Here is a 20,205-nt window from a genome sequence, read left to right as displayed (position 1 = left end):
GCGTCACCTGTCTTGGCTAAGGGGATGGCAGCCCTTCCGGCATTGCGGACAAATGTTCGTGGCAGGCCAGCCAATGGCCTTGTTGTTCTAGGCTCGACGCTTGTTTCTTGAAAACAATCGTCTCGCGCTCCTGGCTGAAGTGTTGCTCCCCTTGCATGCGCAGCTCGGTGGCCACGTCATGGATGAAAATCGCCACGTCACCCTGCAGGCTGACGAAGGCGTTGCTCGAAGTGCAGGACAGCACCTCGAAGCCATCCTCGGCGCGCCAGTTGTCCCACAACGCCTGATAGGCATCGCGCGACAGCAGGGGCTGTTCGAGGGTGTAGAACACGAAGCTCGCATCGGCGCTGAACGCGCCGAAGTAGGCTTCGCGATCGTTGCGGGCGAAGGCGGACACCAGATCGGCGGCCGCTTTCAGAACCTGATCACGTTCGTTCATGACCCGAGCCTCAGCGGTGGACCACGCCCGGCAGTACGCAGAGCATTTCGTACAGCAGGTTGGCGGCCAGCAGCGAGGTGTTGCCGGTGGTGTCATAAGCGGGCGAGACTTCTACCAGATCGCAGCCGATCAGGTCGAGGCCCTGACAGCCGCGAACGATTTCAATCGCCTGAATGGTCGTCAGACCACCGATTTCCGGGGTGCCGGTGCCAGGCGCCCAGGCCGGGTCGATGCCGTCGATGTCGAAGCTCAGGTACACCGGGCCGCCACCGACTTTCTCGCGCACTTCGGCCATCAGCGGTTCCAGCGACTTGTGCCAGCACTCTTCGGCCTGCACCACGCGGAAGCCCTGATCGCGGCTCCAGTTGAAGTCGTCAGCGGTGTAGCCCTGCGCCCGCAGACCGATCTGCACCACGCGGTCGCAGTCCAGAAGACCTTCTTCGACCGCACGACGGAAGGTCGTACCGTGGGCGATCTTCTCGCCGAACATGTGATCGTTGACGTCAGCGTGGGCATCGATGTGCACCAGACCGACCTTGCCGTGCTTTTTGTGGATCGCACGCAGGATCGGCAGGGTGATGGTGTGGTCGCCACCCAGGGTCATCGGGATCACGTTGTGCTCGAGGATGTTGTCGTAGGCCTCTTCGATGATGCGCACGGCGTCGAGCAGGTTGAAGGTGTTGATCGCCACGTCACCGATGTCGGCAACCGACAGCGAGTCGAACGGCGCTGCGCCGGTGGCCATGTTGTAAGGGCGGATCATCACCGATTCGGTGCGGATGTCGCGCGGCCCGAAGCGGGTGCCGGGGCGCAGCGAAGTACCGATGTCCAGCGGCACGCCAACGAAGGCAGCGTCCAGGCCGGCAGCGGTCGGTACATGGGGGAGTCGGAGCATGGTGGCGATGCCGCCGAAGCGCGGCATTTCGTTGCCGCCCAGTGGTTGGTGAAGAATCTTGTCCACGGGTAGGGCCTCATCGTCTTTGTTTTATTTATGTCGGCGCACCGCATTCGCAAGGTCACGGGCACCGCTGTGGGCCGATTCTGCGAAATGTAGTGGGGCGGAAGAATCGCTACGGGCAAATACTTAGTTCAGAAATTTCTAAACTAATGCCAGACTTCCCCCGTGCGCTCGTCACTGATCGTTCCCACGCTCCGCGTGGGAATGCCGCCCAGGACGCTCTGCGTCCGCTTCACGGCTGTGACGCGGAGCGTCACGGGATGCATTCCCACGCAGAGCGTGGGAACGATCTATGGAGAACGATCCTTGGAGTAGACATGGCCAACGCTTTACCCGACCTGAAACTGTTGCGCATCTTCGTCAGCGTCGTGCGTCATCAGGGGTTTGCCAACGCGCAGCAGGAACTCAACCTGTCGACCTCGGCGATCAGCACCTACATGAGCCAGCTCGAAGCCGCGCTCGGTCTGGTGCTGTGCCATCGCGGGCGCGGTGGTTTCAGCCTGACCAGCAAGGGCGAACTGTTCCATCAGGAAACTCTGCGCCTGCTCGCCGAGCTCGAAGGTTTCGAGCAATACGCCGCTGCGCTCAAGGGCGAACTGCGCGGCACGCTGAACCTCGGGGTGATCGACTCGACGGTCAGCGACAAGGCCCTGCCGTTCGCCGAAGCCATCGGCGCCTACAGCCAGGAACACCCGGCGGTGCATTTGCATCTGTCGGTGATGAGCCCGTATGAACTGCAACTCGGTGTGCAGGACAATCGTCTCGACCTGGCCATCGGTGCATTCTCCACGCGCATGAGCGGTCTGGTGTACATGCCGCTGTACCGCGAGCAGCACTGGCTGTATTGCAGCAACCGGCACCCGCTGTTCAACGAACGGCGGATTCCCGAACAGGTCATTACCCAGCAACGGATGGTCGGGCGCGGTTACTGGAGCCAGGCCGAACTGGCGCGCCACGGCTTCAAACACAGCGCCGCGACCGTGGAAAGTATGGAAGCGCAGCTGATTCTGGTGTTGTCCGGCGCCTACATCGGTTACCTGCCGGAGCACTACGCCCAGGCCTGGGCCGACAAGGGCGATTTGCGGGTGCTGCTGCCGGCCACCTTCGGCTATCAGGCACCGTTTTCCATGATCATGCGCCGTGGCCGCAGCCGCGAGCCGCTGATCCAGACTTTCCGCGATCTGCTCAAAGCGCAGCTCAATCAGGCATAAAGAACATGTCCAGACCCCAATGCCCGCGCTGCCTGCGCCCACAAACCCATTGCCTGTGCCCGCTGATCCCCAGCCTCGACAGCCGCACCCGGGTGTTGCTGTTGCAGCACCCGAGCGAGGTCAATCACGCACTCAACACCGCACGGCTGGCGGCGCTCGGTTTGAACAATGCCGAGCTGATCGTCGGTGAGGTTTTCGAGGATTTGCCCGCGCTGCTGAACCGACCGGGCTATCGGGCACGGTTGTTGTTTCCGGCGGACAATGCGCAACCGATGCAGGCTTACGCCGCGTCCGATGAACCGCTGTTGCTGGTGGTGCCGGACGGCACGTGGCGCAAGGCGCGCAAGATGTTGCACCTCAATCCCTTGCTGGCGGCGTTGCCACGGGTGACGCTGGCCGAGGGCGGAGTTTCACGGTATCGGCTGCGCAAGGCACCGGGGCCGGGGGCGCTGTCGACCATCGAGGCGATTGTTCAGGCGTTGCAGACGCTGGAAGCGCCGGCGTCGTTCGAGCCGCTGCTCAAGCCGTTCGAGGCGCTGATCGAGGGGCAGATTGCAGCGATGGGGGAGGCGACTTTCCAGAAGAATCACGGAGGCTGATCGGACGGGTACTGATCGCCTGATCGTTCCCACGCTCCGCGTGGGAATGCCGCCCGGGACGCTCCGAGTCCCTTCGCGACGGTGACGCAGAGCGTCACTGGATGCATTCCCACGCAGAGCGTGGGAACGATCAACGTGAGAGCGATCAATCACTAGCGCTCGCGCATCGCCTCGGTCCGGGCCTTGAGCACCGGTTTGAGCAGGTAATCCAGCACGCTTTTCTCCCCGGTAATAATGTCCACCGTCGCCACCATCCCCGGAATGATCAACAGCGGTTTCACATCCCCGCCCAAATGGTTTTTGTCGGTACGCACCTGGATCAGGTAGAAGCTGTTGCCCTTGTCGTCGGTGATGGTGTCGGCGCCGATCAGCTCAAGCTTGGCGCTGAGCCCGCCGTAGATCGTGTAGTCGTAGGCGCTGAACTTGACCATGGCTTTCTGGCCCGGGTGCAGGAACGCCACGTCCTGCGGCCGGACTTTGGCTTCGATCAGCAGGTTGTCTTCCAGCGGCACGATTTCCACCATGTCGCTGCCCGGCTGCACCACGCCGCCGATGGTGTTGACCTTCATTTGCTTGATCACCCCATGCACCGGCGAGGTCACCGTGGTACGGCTGACGCGGTCGTCGATGGCGATGCTCGAAGCAGTGATTTTCGACAGGTCGGTACGTTTCTCGTTGAGCTCCTTGGCCGCTTCGGAGCGGAAAGTCTGTTCCGATTCGTCGATCTTGCTGCGGATCTCGGCGATGGCCGATTCGGCGCGGGGAATGGCCAGGGTCGTGGCGTTCAGGGAACCGCGGATTTCCACCGCACTGCGCTTGAGCCGCAGGATCTCCACCGGCGACACGGCGCCAGTCTTGACCAGCGGTTCGGACATGTTCATTTCCTGATTCACCAACGCCAGGCTTGAGCTGTACTGACCCTGTTTCGAGCGAAACTCCGCCAGCTCCTGAGTCTTCTGCCGCAGCTGTTCGCTGAGGGTTCTCTGTTCGCTGGCCAGCCGCCGCTGCCGTTGCTCGTACAGCGAACGCTCGTCCTCGGCCACTTGCGGCGCCTTGGCGATCACTTCGTCCGAGAGCTTGAATGGCCGGCCTTCGGCTTCGGCGGACAAGCGTTCGACCTGCGCGGTCAAGGCATAACGATCGGCCTCGCTCTCACCCTTGTTCGACAGAAACCGCGTGTCGTCCAGGCGCAGCAGTTTGTCGCCCTTGTCGACCATCTGCCCTTCGCGCACGAAGATCTCGGTGACAATCCCGCCCTCAAGGTTCTGGATCACCTGGACCTTGCTCGACGGAATGGCCTTGCCTTCGCCCATGGTCACTTCCTGCAGCACCGCGAACTTGGCCCAGACCAGCGCACTGATCAGCAGCGCCGCCGCCAGCCACACGGTGATGCGCGACCAGCGTGGCGAATCCTGCAACGAGGCGCCGGCGGTTTCCGGCATGAATTCGGCTTCGGCGCTTTTACCGAAGCTGTCGAAATAACCGCGGGGTTTTGAAGAGGAAGAAGCAGACATGGGGCAACTCCTAGACCGCTGCCGAGCCGACCCGGCCCTTGCGCAACGCATCGATGACCGCTTCTTTCGGACCGTCGGCGACGATCCGGCCGTTGTCCAGCACCAGCAACCGGTCCACCAGGCTCAGCATCGAGGTGCGGTGGGTGACCAGCAGCAAGGTTTTGCCTTGCACCCAGCCGTGCAGCTTCTGGCGCAGGACGTCTTCGCTGCTGTTGTCCATGGCGCTGGTGGGTTCGTCGAGCAGCATGATCGGCGGGTCTAGCAGCAGCGCCCGCGCCAGTAACACCGCCTGGCGCTGGCCGCCGGAGAGCAATTGCCCGCGCTCGCCAACCGGCCGGTCGAAGCCTTGCGGGTGCTGCCGTGCAAGCTCGGTAACGCCGGTCAGTTCGGCCACTTCGAGCATCCGCGAATCGCTGATGTAGCGCGCGCCGAGGGTCAGGTTGTCGCGCAGGCTGCCGGCCAGCAGCGGCAGGTCATGGGCGACGTAACCGATCTGCTGGCGCAGGTCGGCGACATCCAGCTGCCGCAGGTCGAGGCCATCGAGCAGCAACTGGCCTTCTTCCGGTTCGTAGAAGCCCATCACCAGCCGCGCCAGGGTGCTTTTGCCCGAGCCGCTGCGGCCGATGATGCCGATCCGTTCGCCGGGTTTGACGCTGAAACTGACGTTGCTCAAGGCCGGGGTGTTCTGGCCGTTGTAGTGGAAGGTCACGGCGTTGGCGTCCAGCGCGCCTTGCAGTTGCGTGCGCTCCAGCGGCCGCTGTTTGCCGTCGCGTTCCTGAGGCAGGGACATCAGCGCGTCGGTGCTTTTCATGGTCAGTTGCGCTTGCTGGTAGCGGGTGATCAGCCCGGCGATCTGGCCTAGCGGCGCGAGCACGCGGCTGCCGAGCATGTAAGTCGCCACCAGTGCGCCGACGCTGAGATTGCCGGCGATGATGCTGTAGACCCCGGCCACAATCGTCGCCATCCCCGAAAACTGCTGGATGAACAGCGTGCCGTTGGTGGCCAGCGCGGAGAGATTACGGGCGTGGCTGTCGAGGCGGGTGAGGGCGCCGTGGGTGCTTTCCCATTTGTGCTGGCGCTCGCTTTCGGCGCTGCACGCCTTGAGGGTTTCCAGTCCGCCGAGGGTTTCGATCAGCAACGCCTGACGCTCGGCGCCGAGGCTCAGGCTTTTCTGCACGGTGTCGCGCAGGCGGGCTTGAATGATCATCGCGAACACGATCGTGATCGGAAACGCCAGCAGCGGAATCACCACCAGCCAGCCACCGAGCAGGCCGATCACCACCAGCATCAACACCACGAAGGGCAGATCGATCAGGCTGGTCAGGGTGACGGCGGTGAGGAATTCGCGCAGACCCTGAAAGTCGTGAATGCTCTGGGCAAAGCCGCCGATGGTCGCTGGCCGGGCCTTCATCGCCATGCCGGTGATGCGCTCGAATAAAGTGGCGGAAAGGATCACGTCGGTCTTCTTGCCGGCGGTGTCCAGCAAGTGCGCGCGCACCACCCGCAGCACCAGTTCGAACCCGGTGCCGATCAGCAGCCCGATCGACAGCACCCACAACGTTGAGGTGGCCTGGTTCGGCACCACGCGGTCGTAGGTCTGCATGACGAACAGCGGCACCATCAGGCCCAGCAGGTTGATCAGGAAACTGGCAAGAATCGCATCGCTGTACAGCCATTTCGACAGCTTCAGGGTGTCGCGAAACCACGCCTGCACCCGTGGCACCAATGGCGAGCGCAGGTCTTCCAGTTCATGCCGGGGCCGGGCGAACAAAGCCTGGCCGCTATAGTGTTCGGTGAGTTCTTCACGGCTGACCCATTGCTCGCCGCCGTCGGCTTCGCTGGGCAGGATCAGCGCCTTGCCATCTTCGCTAAAACGCCGCAGCACTGCCGTGCGCCCGTTGCCCAGCAGCAACAGCACCGGCAGGTTCAGCGGTGAAATGTCCTTGAGTTCCCGGCGCAGCAAGCGCGCCTGCAACCCGGCCCGGGCTGCGGCGCGGGGCAGCAGGTCCAGGCTCAGGCGTTGTTTGTCCAGGGGCAGCCCGGCGCTCAGGCTGGCGCGACTGACTGTCGCGCCATGGAGCTTGCAGAGGATCAACAGACCGTCGAGCAACGGGTCATCGAAGCTCAGCCGCGGATCGATCCCGGTGTTACCGGGTTGCATGCTGGTCATATTGATCGCTCCCGTTGAGCTGGCTCGGCTATCCACATCAACCCTTTGTTACTGCGAGGCGTTCAACCGTACTGATCGTTCCCACGCTCTGCGTGGGAATGCCTCTAGGGACGCTCCGCGTCCAGTGACGCGGAGCGTCACGGGCTGCATTCCCACGCGGACGGTTCGACGCCTCGACGTGGGAACGATCAAAAACACAGCCTTCGGCAGCGTGGTTATTTCAGTTCAGGCAAGCGTGCTTCGTTTTTCACCTCGGTCGCGGCAATCGCATCGGCCGGCAGCACCACGCGCTGCTTGCTCAACAACTGGCCCATGTTCGCCAGCACGCGGTACATCGAGTATTCCTCGGTGTAGCGGATTTCGGTGTAGCGACGGTTGGCGTTGTACAGCTCGTTTTCACTGTCGAGCACGTCCAGCAGGGTGCGCTGACCGAGGCCGAACTGATCCTGATACGCGGCGCGTACACGCTTGGTGGTTTCGGCGTATTCGCGGGCGGTCGGGGTTTGCTTCTTGGCGTTGAGCATGGCGTTCCACGCCAGGTGAATGTTCTCGTTGAGCTGACGCAGGGCGTTGTTGCGGATGTCCATCGCCTGGTTGATCTGGTGCGCGTCGGAGGCCAGTCGAGCCTTGTCGCTGCCGCCACGGAACAGGTTGTAGTTCATCACCACGCCGACCCGCCATTCGTTGTCGTGGCCCTCGTCGCCCTGCACGTTGTTGTTGGCGCCGACCGCCGCTTCTGCGTCGAAGCGTGGATAGAACGGCGACTTGGCAACTTCATACTGGCTCTCGGCCGATTGCACGTCGGCCTGGGCGGATTTCAGGTACGGGTTGTTCTCGACCATGCTCTGCTGGGCTTCGGGTAGCGTGGCGGGCAACTCGCCGCGGGTCGAAGCCGGCGTTTCCAGCTCATCGGGCATGCGTCCGACCACGCTGTAGAAGTTGGATTCGGCGTCGGCCAGATCGACTTCGGCGGTGTCGAGGTTGTTCTGGGCCAGCGCCTTACGGGCGACCGATTGATCGGAGTCGGCGGTGCTGCCCACGCCGCGCTCGGTGCGCAGGCCGATCTGGTCGTTGACCCGCAAGTGCGCCTGCAGGTTGTTCTTGGCCAGGGTCACCAGTTCGCGACGCTTGAGCACTTCGAGGTAGACCTCGATGGTGCGCAGCGCCAGGTCCTGGGCGGTGCCTTGGGCGTAATAGGCGCGTGAGTTGGAGACGCCCTTGGTGCGCTCGACTTCGTTGGCGGTGTTGAAACCGTCGAACAGCATCTGCCGCAGCCGCAGTTCGGACTGGGTGTAATTGAGGATTTCGGTGTGATGGTTACCGAAGGCCCGGGTGTTGGTGTTGTCGCTGTAGCCGCGCCCGTAAGCAGCGTTCAGGTCCACCGACGGATAGAAGCCGCCCTTGGCGACCTTCACCTGTTCATCAGCCGACAGGCGCGCATCCACGCGCGAGGCCAGTTCGGGGTGGGTGGCAATGGTGCTCTGAATCGCCTCGGTGAGGTTCATGGCCTGGGCTTGAGAAGTGCAAGCCATGGCCAGCAAAACCGCGCTGCAGAGGGGGGTTAGTACGCGCATGGGTGCATCTCCCTGAGTCCTGATGGTGTTTCGCTGTCGCCAATTTATTGACGATATTTTTAGTAAAAAGCGTTTCATGCCTGTAACAACAGAGCTAAGAACATCCTGAAGCGTAGTTAAGAAAAAATTTTCATAAGGGTTATGCCAAAAAAAACTTATGCGCTTCGCCAAATCCAGCACATTGTTCCACTCGAAAGCCTTTGTTTTATGCGCTTTAGGGAGCACAGAAAGGCTTGAGGAAAGTTCCACTCACTTTGCGACATACGGCGAAGTACTGCTAAAGGGGAGGGACGCGTAGCGGCTGATGAGCGACAGTTTTTTGTCACTCGGGTGATTCACCACCGTTACGTAGCGTTAGTGGGCCTGCTGCATCGAACAGAGATTCCAAGTGCTTGATGGCGCTGGCGTTTCTGGATTTGCGCAACCTGCGAAACGAACTGTCGAGGTGCGAGCGTCGCCCCGACAACCCGCTTGAGCCATGGGCTGCTTCGCGAACCAGCGCCGACGGTGGTCGGCAGCGGAGGAATGCACATGGCAACGCTCATCGGGATCGTCACTAAAGTCATTGGTCAGGTTTTCGCTCAATCGGCAGACGGCAGTCGGCGCCCATTGGTCGAAGGCGATCGGCTGTTTGCAGGGGATCAATTGATCACCGGGGCGGAGGGGGCGGTTGCCGTCCATCTGCAAAATGGCCAGGAACTGACCCTCGGTCGCGACAGCAGCCTGACCATGACCGGCCAGTTGCTCGCCGATCAGGCGGCACATGTCAATGCACCGGAAGCGGTGACCCCGAGCGAGTCGCAACTGACCGACGTCGAACAGATCCAGAAAGCCATTGCCGCCGGCGATGACCCGACCCAATCCGCCGAAGCGACCGCGGCCGGCCCCGGAGCCACCGGTGGTGCGCCGGGCGCGCTGGGTGGCGGTCACAGTTTCGTGTTGTTGACAGAAGTGGCGGGCCGGGTCGATCCGGTCATTGGTTTCCCCACCGCCGGCTTCAACGGCATTCCCGAGTTTCCCGAAGAGCGGCATAACGCCGTGATCGACAACGGTGACGGCCAGGCCGCACCGATTGTTCCGCCTCCACCCCCAGTCAACAATCCGGTCACACTCACCGGGCTGTCTGTTGCCGGTGGCGAATTGAATCTCAACGAAGCCAATCTGCCCGACGGTTCCGCTGCCAATCCGGGCGCGCTGACCCAGACCGGCAGCTTCACGGTGTCGGCGCCGGACGGTCTGAGCAGCCTGAGCATTGGCGGTATCAACGTGATCGTCGGCGGCGTGCCGATCGGTTTCCCGCAATCGATCACCACGCAACTGGGCAACACTCTGACCATTACCGGCTACAACCCGGCCACCGGCACGGTCAGTTACAGCTACACCCTCAACGGCAACGAGACCCACGCAGCGGGCGACGGCGCCAACAACCTCAGCGAACAATTCACCGTGATCGCCGGCGACAGCAATGGCGAAACGGCCACCGGCACGCTGGACGTCAACATCAACGACGACGTGCCGAAAGCCTTTGATGACAACAATGGCACGGCCTCAGAGACCCAGCTGACGCTGACCGGCAACGTCCTGACCAACGACGTGCAGGGTGCTGACCGCGTGCCTGTCGGCGAAAACGCCGGCCCTATTACCCCCGGCACCTTTGTCGGGACTTACGGCACGTTGGTGCTCAACGCCAACGGCACCTACACCTACACGCTCAACACCAACGATGCGGACTTCAAAAACCTGCATGGCGGTGGCAATGGCACCGAGACGTTCACTTACACCCTGACCGATGCCGACGGCGACACCAGCACCGCCAACCTGGTGCTGAATATCCACAACAACGACGATCCGGTGGTCCTCAACGGCCTCGACGTGTATGGCGTAGAGCTGACTGTCTATGAGAAAAACCTCAGCGACGGCACCAGTCCCAACACCCCGGCACTGACCCAGAGCGGCACCTTCACCGTCACCGCTCTTGACGGTCTATTTAAATGAAAATAATCACTTGACAGCAAATGAGGCTGCTGTAGAATGCGCGCCTCGGTTGAGACGAAAGATCTTAACCAACCGCTCTTTAACAACTGAATCAAGCAATTCGTGTGGGTGCTTGTGGAGTCAGACTGATAGTCAACAAGATTATCAGCATCACAAGTTACTCCGCGAGAAATCAAAGATGTAACCAACGATTGCTGAGCCAAGTTTAGGGTTTCTTAAAAACCCAAAGATGTTTGAACTGAAGAGTTTGATCATGGCTCAGATTGAACGCTGGCGGCAGGCCTAACACATGCAAGTCGAGCGGATGAAGGGAGCTTGCTCCTGAATTCAGCGGCGGACGGGTGAGTAATGCCTAGGAATCTGCCTGGTAGTGGGGGACAACGTTTCGAAAGGAACGCTAATACCGCATACGTCCTACGGGAGAAAGCAGGGGACCTTCGGGCCTTGCGCTATCAGATGAGCCTAGGTCGGATTAGCTAGTTGGTGAGGTAATGGCTCACCAAGGCGACGATCCGTAACTGGTCTGAGAGGATGATCAGTCACACTGGAACTGAGACACGGTCCAGACTCCTACGGGAGGCAGCAGTGGGGAATATTGGACAATGGGCGAAAGCCTGATCCAGCCATGCCGCGTGTGTGAAGAAGGTCTTCGGATTGTAAAGCACTTTAAGTTGGGAGGAAGGGTTGTAGATTAATACTCTGCAATTTTGACGTTACCGACAGAATAAGCACCGGCTAACTCTGTGCCAGCAGCCGCGGTAATACAGAGGGTGCAAGCGTTAATCGGAATTACTGGGCGTAAAGCGCGCGTAGGTGGTTCGTTAAGTTGGATGTGAAATCCCCGGGCTCAACCTGGGAACTGCATCCAAAACTGGCGAGCTAGAGTATGGTAGAGGGTGGTGGAATTTCCTGTGTAGCGGTGAAATGCGTAGATATAGGAAGGAACACCAGTGGCGAAGGCGACCACCTGGACTGATACTGACACTGAGGTGCGAAAGCGTGGGGAGCAAACAGGATTAGATACCCTGGTAGTCCACGCCGTAAACGATGTCAACTAGCCGTTGGGAGCCTTGAGCTCTTAGTGGCGCAGCTAACGCATTAAGTTGACCGCCTGGGGAGTACGGCCGCAAGGTTAAAACTCAAATGAATTGACGGGGGCCCGCACAAGCGGTGGAGCATGTGGTTTAATTCGAAGCAACGCGAAGAACCTTACCAGGCCTTGACATCCAATGAACTTTCCAGAGATGGATTGGTGCCTTCGGGAACATTGAGACAGGTGCTGCATGGCTGTCGTCAGCTCGTGTCGTGAGATGTTGGGTTAAGTCCCGTAACGAGCGCAACCCTTGTCCTTAGTTACCAGCACGTTATGGTGGGCACTCTAAGGAGACTGCCGGTGACAAACCGGAGGAAGGTGGGGATGACGTCAAGTCATCATGGCCCTTACGGCCTGGGCTACACACGTGCTACAATGGTCGGTACAAAGGGTTGCCAAGCCGCGAGGTGGAGCTAATCCCATAAAACCGATCGTAGTCCGGATCGCAGTCTGCAACTCGACTGCGTGAAGTCGGAATCGCTAGTAATCGCGAATCAGAATGTCGCGGTGAATACGTTCCCGGGCCTTGTACACACCGCCCGTCACACCATGGGAGTGGGTTGCACCAGAAGTAGCTAGTCTAACCTTCGGGAGGACGGTTACCACGGTGTGATTCATGACTGGGGTGAAGTCGTAACAAGGTAGCCGTAGGGGAACCTGCGGCTGGATCACCTCCTTAATCGACGACATCAGCTGCTCCATAAGTTCCCACACGAATTGCTTGATTCATTGAAGAAGACGAAAGAAGCAGCCCGAAATTGGGTCTGTAGCTCAGTTGGTTAGAGCGCACCCCTGATAAGGGTGAGGTCGGCAGTTCGAATCTGCCCAGACCCACCAATTTTGTGTGGGAAACGCCTGTAGAAATACGGGGCCATAGCTCAGCTGGGAGAGCGCCTGCCTTGCACGCAGGAGGTCAGCGGTTCGATCCCGCTTGGCTCCACCACTACTGCTTCTGAAGTAAAAGCTTAGAAATGAGCATTCCATCGTTGATGGTGAATGTTGATTTCTAGTCTTTTGACTGGTTCGTTCTTTAAAAATTTGGGTATGTGATAGAAAGATAGACTGAACGTTACTTTCACTGGTAACGGATCAGGCTAAGGTAAAATTTGTGAGTTCTCTTAGTTGAGAAATTCGAATTTTCGGCGAATGTCGTCTTCACAGTATAACCAGATTGCTTGGGGTTATATGGTCAAGTGAAGAAGCGCATACGGTGGATGCCTTGGCAGTCAGAGGCGATGAAAGACGTGGTAGCCTGCGAAAAGCTTCGGGGAGTCGGCAAACAGACTTTGATCCGGAGATGTCTGAATGGGGGAACCCAGCCATCACAAGATGGTTATCTTGTACTGAATACATAGGTGCAAGAGGCGAACCAGGGGAACTGAAACATCTAAGTACCCTGAGGAAAAGAAATCAACCGAGATTCCCTTAGTAGTGGCGAGCGAACGGGGACTAGCCCTTAAGTGGCTTTGAGATTAGCGGAACGCTCTGGAAAGTGCGGCCATAGTGGGTGATAGCCCTGTACGCGAAAGTCTCTTAGTCATGAAATCGAGTAGGACGGAGCACGAGAAACTTTGTCTGAATATGGGGGGACCATCCTCCAAGGCTAAATACTACTGACTGACCGATAGTGAACTAGTACCGTGAGGGAAAGGCGAAAAGAACCCCGGAGAGGGGAGTGAAATAGATCCTGAAACCGTATGCGTACAAGCAGTGGGAGCAGACTTTGTTCTGTGACTGCGTACCTTTTGTATAATGGGTCAGCGACTTATTTTCAGTGGCGAGCTTAACCGAATAGGGGAGGCGTAGCGAAAGCGAGTCTTAATAGGGCGTCTAGTCGCTGGGAATAGACCCGAAACCGGGCGATCTATCCATGGGCAGGTTGAAGGTTAGGTAACACTGACTGGAGGACCGAACCGACTACCGTTGAAAAGTTAGCGGATGACCTGTGGATCGGAGTGAAAGGCTAATCAAGCTCGGAGATAGCTGGTTCTCCTCGAAAGCTATTTAGGTAGCGCCTCATGTATCACTGTAGGGGGTAGAGCACTGTTTCGGCTAGGGGGTCATCCCGACTTACCAAACCGATGCAAACTCCGAATACCTACAAGTGCCGAGCATGGGAGACACACGGCGGGTGCTAACGTCCGTCGTGAAAAGGGAAACAACCCAGACCGTCAGCTAAGGTCCCAAAGTTATGGTTAAGTGGGAAACGATGTGGGAAGGCTTAGACAGCTAGGAGGTTGGCTTAGAAGCAGCCACCCTTTAAAGAAAGCGTAATAGCTCACTAGTCGAGTCGGCCTGCGCGGAAGATGTAACGGGGCTCAAACCATACACCGAAGCTACGGGTATCACGCAAGTGATGCGGTAGAGGAGCGTTCTGTAAGCCTGTGAAGGTGAGTTGAGAAGCTTGCTGGAGGTATCAGAAGTGCGAATGCTGACATGAGTAACGACAATGGGTGTGAAAAACACCCACGCCGAAAGACCAAGGTTTCCTGCGCAACGTTAATCGACGCAGGGTTAGTCGGTCCCTAAGGCGAGGCTGAAAAGCGTAGTCGATGGAAAACAGGTTAATATTCCTGTACTTCTGGTTATTGCGATGGAGGGACGGAGAAGGCTAGGCCAGCTTGGCGTTGGTTGTCCAAGTTTAAGGTGGTAGGCTGAAATCTTAGGTAAATCCGGGGTTTCAAGGCCGAGAGCTGATGACGAGTTGCCTTTAGGCGACGAAGTGGTTGATGCCATGCTTCCAAGAAAAGCTTCTAAGCTTCAGATAACTAGGAACCGTACCCCAAACCGACACAGGTGGTTGGGTAGAGAATACCAAGGCGCTTGAGAGAACTCGGGTGAAGGAACTAGGCAAAATGGCACCGTAACTTCGGGAGAAGGTGCGCCGGTGAGGGTGAAGCACTTGCTGCGTAAGCCCACGCCGGTCGAAGATACCAGGCCGCTGCGACTGTTTATTAAAAACACAGCACTCTGCAAACACGAAAGTGGACGTATAGGGTGTGACGCCTGCCCGGTGCCGGAAGGTTAATTGATGGGGTTAGCTAACGCGAAGCTCTTGATCGAAGCCCCGGTAAACGGCGGCCGTAACTATAACGGTCCTAAGGTAGCGAAATTCCTTGTCGGGTAAGTTCCGACCTGCACGAATGGCGTAACGATGGCGGCGCTGTCTCCACCCGAGACTCAGTGAAATTGAAATCGCTGTGAAGATGCAGTGTATCCGCGGCTAGACGGAAAGACCCCGTGAACCTTTACTATAGCTTTGCACTGGACTTTGAATTTGCTTGTGTAGGATAGGTGGGAGGCTTTGAAGCGTGGACGCCAGTTCGCGTGGAGCCATCCTTGAAATACCACCCTGGCAACTTTGAGGTTCTAACTCAGGTCCGTTATCCGGATCGAGGACAGTGTATGGTGGGTAGTTTGACTGGGGCGGTCTCCTCCTAAAGAGTAACGGAGGAGTACGAAGGTGCGCTCAGACCGGTCGGAAATCGGTCGTAGAGTATAAAGGCAAAAGCGCGCTTGACTGCGAGACAGACACGTCGAGCAGGTACGAAAGTAGGTCTTAGTGATCCGGTGGTTCTGTATGGAAGGGCCATCGCTCAACGGATAAAAGGTACTCCGGGGATAACAGGCTGATACCGCCCAAGAGTTCATATCGACGGCGGTGTTTGGCACCTCGATGTCGGCTCATCACATCCTGGGGCTGAAGCCGGTCCCAAGGGTATGGCTGTTCGCCATTTAAAGTGGTACGCGAGCTGGGTTTAGAACGTCGTGAGACAGTTCGGTCCCTATCTGCCGTGGACGTTTGAGATTTGAGAGGGGCTGCTCCTAGTACGAGAGGACCGGAGTGGACGAACCTCTGGTGTTCCGGTTGTCACGCCAGTGGCATTGCCGGGTAGCTATGTTCGGGAAAGATAACCGCTGAAAGCATCTAAGCGGGAAACTTGCCTCAAGATGAGATCTCACTGGAACCTTGAGTTCCCTGAAGGGCCGTCGAAGACTACGACGTTGATAGGTTGGGTGTGTAAGCGCTGTGAGGCGTTGAGCTAACCAATACTAATTGCCCGTGAGGCTTGACCATATAACACCCAAGCAATCTGTAGACTCGAAAGAGGCCAGATTGCGGTGTGTGAAGACGCAATGAACCGAAAGTTCGACGCTCACAAGACACCGAAAGCTGTCACATACCCAATTTGCTGAAGCGAGGCCATCCGGTCGCGAGTCAGTACCCGAATTTCTTGACGACCATAGAGCGTTGGAACCACCTGATCCCATCCCGAACTCAGAAGTGAAACGATGCATCGCCGATGGTAGTGTGGGGTTTCCCCATGTGAGAGTAGGTCATCGTCAAGATTAAATTCCGAAACCCCAATTGCGAAAGCAGTTGGGGTTTTGTTTTGCCCGCAGGAAAATGGATTCTTTGAATTCTATGCAGCGGCCCATAACCGCTGAAAGCATCTAAGCGGGAAACTTGCCTCAAGATGAGATCTCACTGGAACCTTGAGTTCCCTGAAGGGCCGTCGAAGACTACGACGTTGATAGGTTGGGTGTGTAAGCGCTGTGAGGCGTTGAGCTAACCAATACTAATTGCCCGTGAGGCTTGACCATATAACACCCAAGCAATCTGTAGACTCGAAAGAGACCAGATTGCGGTGTGTGAAGACGCAATGAACCGAAAGTTCGATGCTCACAAGACACCGACAGCTGTCACATACCCAATTTGCTGAAGCGAGGCCATCTGGTCGCGAGTCAGTACCCGAATTTCTTGACGACCATAGAGCGTTGGAACCACCTGATCCCATCCCGAACTCAGAAGTGAAACGATGCATCGCCGATGGTAGTGTGGGGTTTCCCCATGTGAGAGTAGGTCATCGTCAAGATTAAATTCCGAAACCCCAATTGCGAAAGCAGTTGGGGTTTTGTTTTGCCTGCAGGAAAGTTTTTGCTCGCGTCAGCGAACAAATTTGCACAGTTATTTTCGAATCAGAACACTAGAATAGATCCCAACTTTTTCGGAGCCAGAGCCCTTATGTCAGATTCGGTTGACGCCCCCGGGCTGTCAGATTTACCGCTGGATGACTTGGTGGCCTGTCATGAGTGCGATCTGCTGATGCGCAAGCCCAAGCTTGCTCACGGCGAAAAAGCCCTCTGCCCACGCTGCGGTTACGAACTCTACGCTCATCGTCATAACGTGGTGCAGCGCAGTCTTGCCCTGGTCATTGCCGCGCTGTTGCTCTACGTACCGGCGAACTTTTTACCCATCATGCAGCTCAATGTTCTCGGGCAATCGTCGCAGGACACGGTCTGGAGCGGTGTGATCGGTCTGTTCAATACTGATATGCGCGGTGTCTCAGTCGTCGTATTCCTGTGCAGCATGGCAATTCCCCTGCTGAAACTGCTGTGTCAGTTGGTCGTGTTGCTGACCATCCGTTTCAACATCGGTCGTAGCTACGGCCTGCTGCTCTACCGCATTTATCACCACCTCAAAGACTGGGGCATGCTTGAGGTCTACCTCATGGGCGTCCTGGTGGCGATCGTCAAACTGGCGGACATGGCGGCCATCACCGTCGGTCTCGGTCTGGCATGTTTCATCGGCTTGTTGTTGGTTCAGGTCTGGCTCGAAGTGGTGATGTCACCGCATCAGATCTGGCAGGCGTTATCAGGAGAAGATGCCCATGCGGGCGATTGATGCGGGCATTCTGATCTGTACCGAATGCCACGAACTGAACAGGCAGGATACCGACAGCGATGTGCAGACCTGCACCCGATGCGGTGCGCTGGTTCACGCTCGGCGGCCCAATAGCCTTGCGCGAACCTGGGCGCTGCTGATTACGGCCGCGATTATCTACATCCCGGCCAACGTACTGCCGATCATGACCGTCAGCTCACTGGGCCAGGGTGACCCAAGCACGATCATGTCCGGCGTGATCCAGCTGGTGCAGCACGGCATGATTCCGATTGCCGCCGTGGTGTTCATTGCCAGCATCCTGGTGCCGACGTTCAAGCTGGTGGGCATCGCGCTGCTGCTGTTTTCCGTGCAGCGCCGCCAGCCCTTGTCCGCCCGTCAGCGGATCTGGATGTACCGCTTCATCGAGTTCATCGGCCGCTGGTCGATGCTCGATATTTTCGTGATCGCCATTCTGGTGGCGGTCGTCAACTTCGGCCGGCTTGCCAGTGTCGAAGCCAATCTTGGCGCCATCGCCTTCGCCAGTGTGGTGATTCTGACGATGCTCGCCGCTGTCACTTTCGATCCCCGACTGATTTGGGATAACACGGAGTCGGATGCCGACCATGACTGATTTGCCTGTAGCGAAAACCCGACCGGCTTCGAACTGGTCTGCCATCTGGGTGCTGCCCCTGATCGCTCTGATTATCGGCGGCTGGCTCGGCTGGCGTGCCTATAACGAAACCGGCATCGAGATTCAGGTGCGGTTTGAAAGCGGTGAAGGCATTCAAGCCAATAAGACCGAGGTGGTCTACAAAGGCATGCCGGTCGGCAAGGTGAAAGCACTCAAGCTCGATGATGAAGGCAACTCCAAAGGTGTCATCGCGACCATCGAGATGAACAAGGATGTCGATCAGTACCTGAAGACCAGCACTCGTTTCTGGCTGGTCAAACCGAGCGTGACCCTGGCCGGAATCACCGGCCTGGAAACCCTGGTATCGGGTAACTACGTGGCCATCAGCCCCGGCGAAGGCGAGCCGACCCGCAAGTTCAAGGCCCTGGCCGAAGAGCCTCCGCTGTCGGACTCCAAACCCGGTTTGCACCTGACGATCAAGGCTGATCGCCTCGGTTCGCTGAACCGCGGCAGCCCGGTGTTCTACAAGCAGATCAAAGTCGGCCAGATCAAAAGCTACGTGCTGTCGGAAGATCAGAGCACGGTCGAGCTCAAGGTGTTCATCGAACCGACCTACGCCAAACTGGTGCGCAAACACACCCGTTTCTGGAACGCCAGCGGCATCAGCATCGACGCCAACCTGTCCGGTGTGAAAGTGCGCAGCGAGTCTCTGGCCAGCATCGTCGCCGGTGGTATTGCCTTCGCCACGCCAGAGAACCGCAAGGACAGCCCGCCCACTGATCCAAGCCTGCCGTTCCGTCTCTACGAAGATTTCGATGCGGCCGCCGCCGGCATCCGTGTAAAGGTCAAACTCAGCGATTTCGAGGGCCTGCAAGCCGGGCGCACTCCAGTGATGTACAAGGGCATTCAGGTCGGTAACCTGAAAGCGCTGAAGATCGATCCAGACCTGTCCAGCGCCACCGCCGAACTGACCCTTGATCCGCTGGCCGAAGACTATCTGGTCACCGGCACGCAATTCTGGGTGGTCAAACCGTCGATTTCCCTGGCCGGCATAACCGGTCTGGAAGCACTGGTAAAAGGTAACTACATCGCCGTGCGCCCGGGCGACAAGGGCGGCGCTCCGCAACGTGAATTCGAAGCCCGACCAAAAGCGCCGCCGCTGGATCTGCGCTCACCCGGCCTGCACCTTGTGCTGTTCACCGATACCCTCGGTTCAATCGATGTCGGCAGCCCGATCCTCTACAAGCAGGTCAAGGTCGGTTCGGTGCAGAGCTATCAGTTCTCCAAGACCCGCAAGCAACTGGTGATCGGCGTCCACATCGAGAAGGAATACGAAAACCTGGTCAACGCCTCGACCCGGTTCTGGAACGTCAGCGGCGTCACGCTGACCGGCGGTTTGACCGGCGGCATTCAGGTCAAGAGTGAATCGTTGCAGACCCTGATGGCGGGCGGCATCGCCTTCGAAACCCCTCAAGCCAAGGCGCCGCTGCAAAAACGTATCCCGCGCTTCCGTCTGTTCGCCAGCCATGATGAAGCGAATCAGAAAGGCGCCGTCGTCACCATCAAGGTGGATCGTGCGGACGGTCTGCGCAGCGGCACCCCGGTTCGCTTCAAAGGCCTGGACGTCGGCAAGATCGAAAGTGTCGACCTGACCGATGATCTGCAATCGGTCATCCTCACCGCACGCATCACTGAAGTGCCGGAGAAGATTGCCCGGGTCGGCAGCCAGTTCTGGGTGGTCAAACCGGAATTGGGGCTGATCAAGACCTCGAACCTGGAGACCCTGGTCACCGGTCAGTACATCGAAGTGCAACCGGCAGCCAAGAACCTCGGCCCGCAGAAGAACTTCGTGGCCTTGGCCAATCCGCCGGAAGTCACCAAGCAGGAGGCAGGCTTGAGCCTTGTGTTGAGCGCTGCCCGTCGCGGTTCGCTCAAGCCAGGTGTTCCGGTGACTTACCGTGAGATCACCGTAGGCAAAGTCACCGGTTACGAACTGGGCCAGACAGCGGATCGCGTACTGGTGCACATCCTGATCGAACCGAAATACGCGCCACTGGTGCGCAGCGGCAGTCGCTTCTGGAACACCAGCGGCGTCGGTTTCGACATCGGCCTGTTCAAAGGCGTAACGGTGCGCACGGAGTCGCTTGAGACAGCGATTCAGGGCGGCATTGCCTTCGCCACGCCGGACGGCGAGCAGATGGGCAACCCCGCGCGCGCCGAGCAAACCTTCCCGCTGTTCGACAAGTTCGAAGACGAGTGGCTGAACTGGGCACCGAAAATCCCCCTCGGTAAATAATCCGGGAATATGGGGCGTTGTTGAGGACGCCTTCGCGGGCAAGCCCGCTCCCACAGGTTT

At 58.3% G+C, this 20,205-nt stretch carries 10 protein-coding genes, 2 tRNA genes, 4 rRNA genes and 1 pseudogene; 12 read left to right on the top strand and 5 right to left on the bottom strand.

Annotated features, from left to right (window positions below):
- Positions 1 to 16 precede the first annotated feature (16 nt).
- Entirely contained in the window at positions 17 to 439 is a 423-nt protein-coding gene (locus tag AWU82_RS04570) for a YybH family protein (RefSeq protein ID WP_064383221.1), read from the bottom strand.
- A 10-nt stretch (positions 440 to 449) separates the two neighbouring features.
- Positions 450 to 1,400 (bottom strand): agmatinase, encoded by a 951-nt coding sequence (speB, locus tag AWU82_RS04565; protein WP_007956591.1) that lies wholly within the window; start codon positions 1,398 to 1,400, stop codon positions 450 to 452.
- Between the two features lie 314 nt (positions 1,401 to 1,714).
- On the opposite strand from speB, the gene AWU82_RS04560 reads away from it, so the two are divergent.
- On the top strand, positions 1,715 to 2,608 hold the full coding sequence (locus tag AWU82_RS04560) for a LysR family transcriptional regulator (protein ID WP_039772530.1): 894 nt from the start codon (positions 1,715 to 1,717) through the stop codon (positions 2,606 to 2,608).
- Positions 2,609 to 2,613: 5 nt separating this feature from the next.
- Complete coding sequence (locus AWU82_RS04555; RefSeq protein ID WP_064383222.1) at positions 2,614 to 3,207, top strand: tRNA-uridine aminocarboxypropyltransferase; 594 nt, start codon at positions 2,614 to 2,616, stop codon at positions 3,205 to 3,207.
- Positions 3,208 to 3,359: 152 nt separating this feature from the next.
- On the opposite strand, the gene AWU82_RS04550 is transcribed toward AWU82_RS04555, so the two are convergent.
- From AWU82_RS04550 to AWU82_RS04540, 3 genes are all read right to left on the bottom strand, one after another.
- On the bottom strand, positions 3,360 to 4,721 hold the full coding sequence (locus AWU82_RS04550; RefSeq protein WP_011332984.1) for an HlyD family type I secretion periplasmic adaptor subunit: 1,362 nt from the start codon (positions 4,719 to 4,721) through the stop codon (positions 3,360 to 3,362).
- Between the two features lie 10 nt (positions 4,722 to 4,731).
- Positions 4,732 to 6,891 (bottom strand): type I secretion system permease/ATPase, encoded by a 2,160-nt coding sequence (locus AWU82_RS04545; RefSeq protein ID WP_064383224.1) that lies wholly within the window; start codon positions 6,889 to 6,891, stop codon positions 4,732 to 4,734.
- Between the two features lie 215 nt (positions 6,892 to 7,106).
- Positions 7,107 to 8,465, bottom strand: coding sequence for a TolC family outer membrane protein (locus AWU82_RS04540; protein ID WP_064383226.1), 1,359 nt, complete (start codon positions 8,463 to 8,465; stop codon positions 7,107 to 7,109).
- Between the two features lie 531 nt (positions 8,466 to 8,996).
- Between AWU82_RS04540 and AWU82_RS04535 the strand changes: the two are divergent.
- The 10 genes and pseudogenes from AWU82_RS04535 to AWU82_RS04490 form a co-directional block, all read left to right on the top strand.
- A pseudogene (locus tag AWU82_RS04535) lies at positions 8,997 to 10,451 on the top strand (retention module-containing protein); the annotation flags it as partial.
- A 244-nt stretch (positions 10,452 to 10,695) separates the two neighbouring features.
- Positions 10,696 to 12,232 (top strand): 16S ribosomal RNA (locus AWU82_RS04530).
- Positions 12,233 to 12,313: 81 nt separating this feature from the next.
- A tRNA-Ile gene (locus tag AWU82_RS04525) sits at positions 12,314 to 12,390 on the top strand.
- Between the two features lie 30 nt (positions 12,391 to 12,420).
- Positions 12,421 to 12,496 (top strand) — tRNA-Ala (locus tag AWU82_RS04520).
- A gap of 244 nt (positions 12,497 to 12,740) precedes the next feature.
- Positions 12,741 to 15,631, top strand: a 23S ribosomal RNA gene (locus AWU82_RS04515).
- 156 nt (positions 15,632 to 15,787) lie between these two features.
- A 5S ribosomal RNA gene (gene rrf / locus AWU82_RS04510) occupies positions 15,788 to 15,903 on the top strand.
- 411 nt (positions 15,904 to 16,314) lie between these two features.
- Positions 16,315 to 16,430 (top strand): 5S ribosomal RNA (rrf, locus tag AWU82_RS04505).
- The 16S, 23S and 5S rRNA genes sit together here with 2 tRNA genes alongside, the layout of an rRNA operon.
- A 149-nt stretch (positions 16,431 to 16,579) precedes the next feature.
- Positions 16,580 to 17,239: a paraquat-inducible protein A gene (locus tag AWU82_RS04500; protein ID WP_064378541.1), complete on the top strand. Its 660-nt coding sequence runs from the start codon at positions 16,580 to 16,582 to the stop codon at positions 17,237 to 17,239.
- Positions 17,226 to 17,849 (top strand): paraquat-inducible protein A, encoded by a 624-nt coding sequence (locus tag AWU82_RS04495; protein ID WP_007951771.1) that lies wholly within the window; start codon positions 17,226 to 17,228, stop codon positions 17,847 to 17,849. The genes AWU82_RS04500 and AWU82_RS04495 overlap by 14 nt, the downstream gene beginning before the upstream one ends.
- Complete coding sequence (locus tag AWU82_RS04490; protein ID WP_064384018.1) at positions 17,842 to 20,145, top strand: PqiB family protein; 2,304 nt, start codon at positions 17,842 to 17,844, stop codon at positions 20,143 to 20,145. Before AWU82_RS04495 ends, AWU82_RS04490 begins: the two co-directional genes overlap by 8 nt.
- Positions 20,146 to 20,205: the final 60 nt, after the last annotated feature.

This window comes from Pseudomonas glycinae (genome assembly GCF_001594225.2).
In the GTDB taxonomy this organism is placed as follows: domain Bacteria; phylum Pseudomonadota; class Gammaproteobacteria; order Pseudomonadales; family Pseudomonadaceae; genus Aquipseudomonas; species Aquipseudomonas glycinae.
The sequence above is the reverse complement of the archived record's forward strand: the minus strand, read 5'-3'. Positions and strand labels throughout refer to the sequence as shown.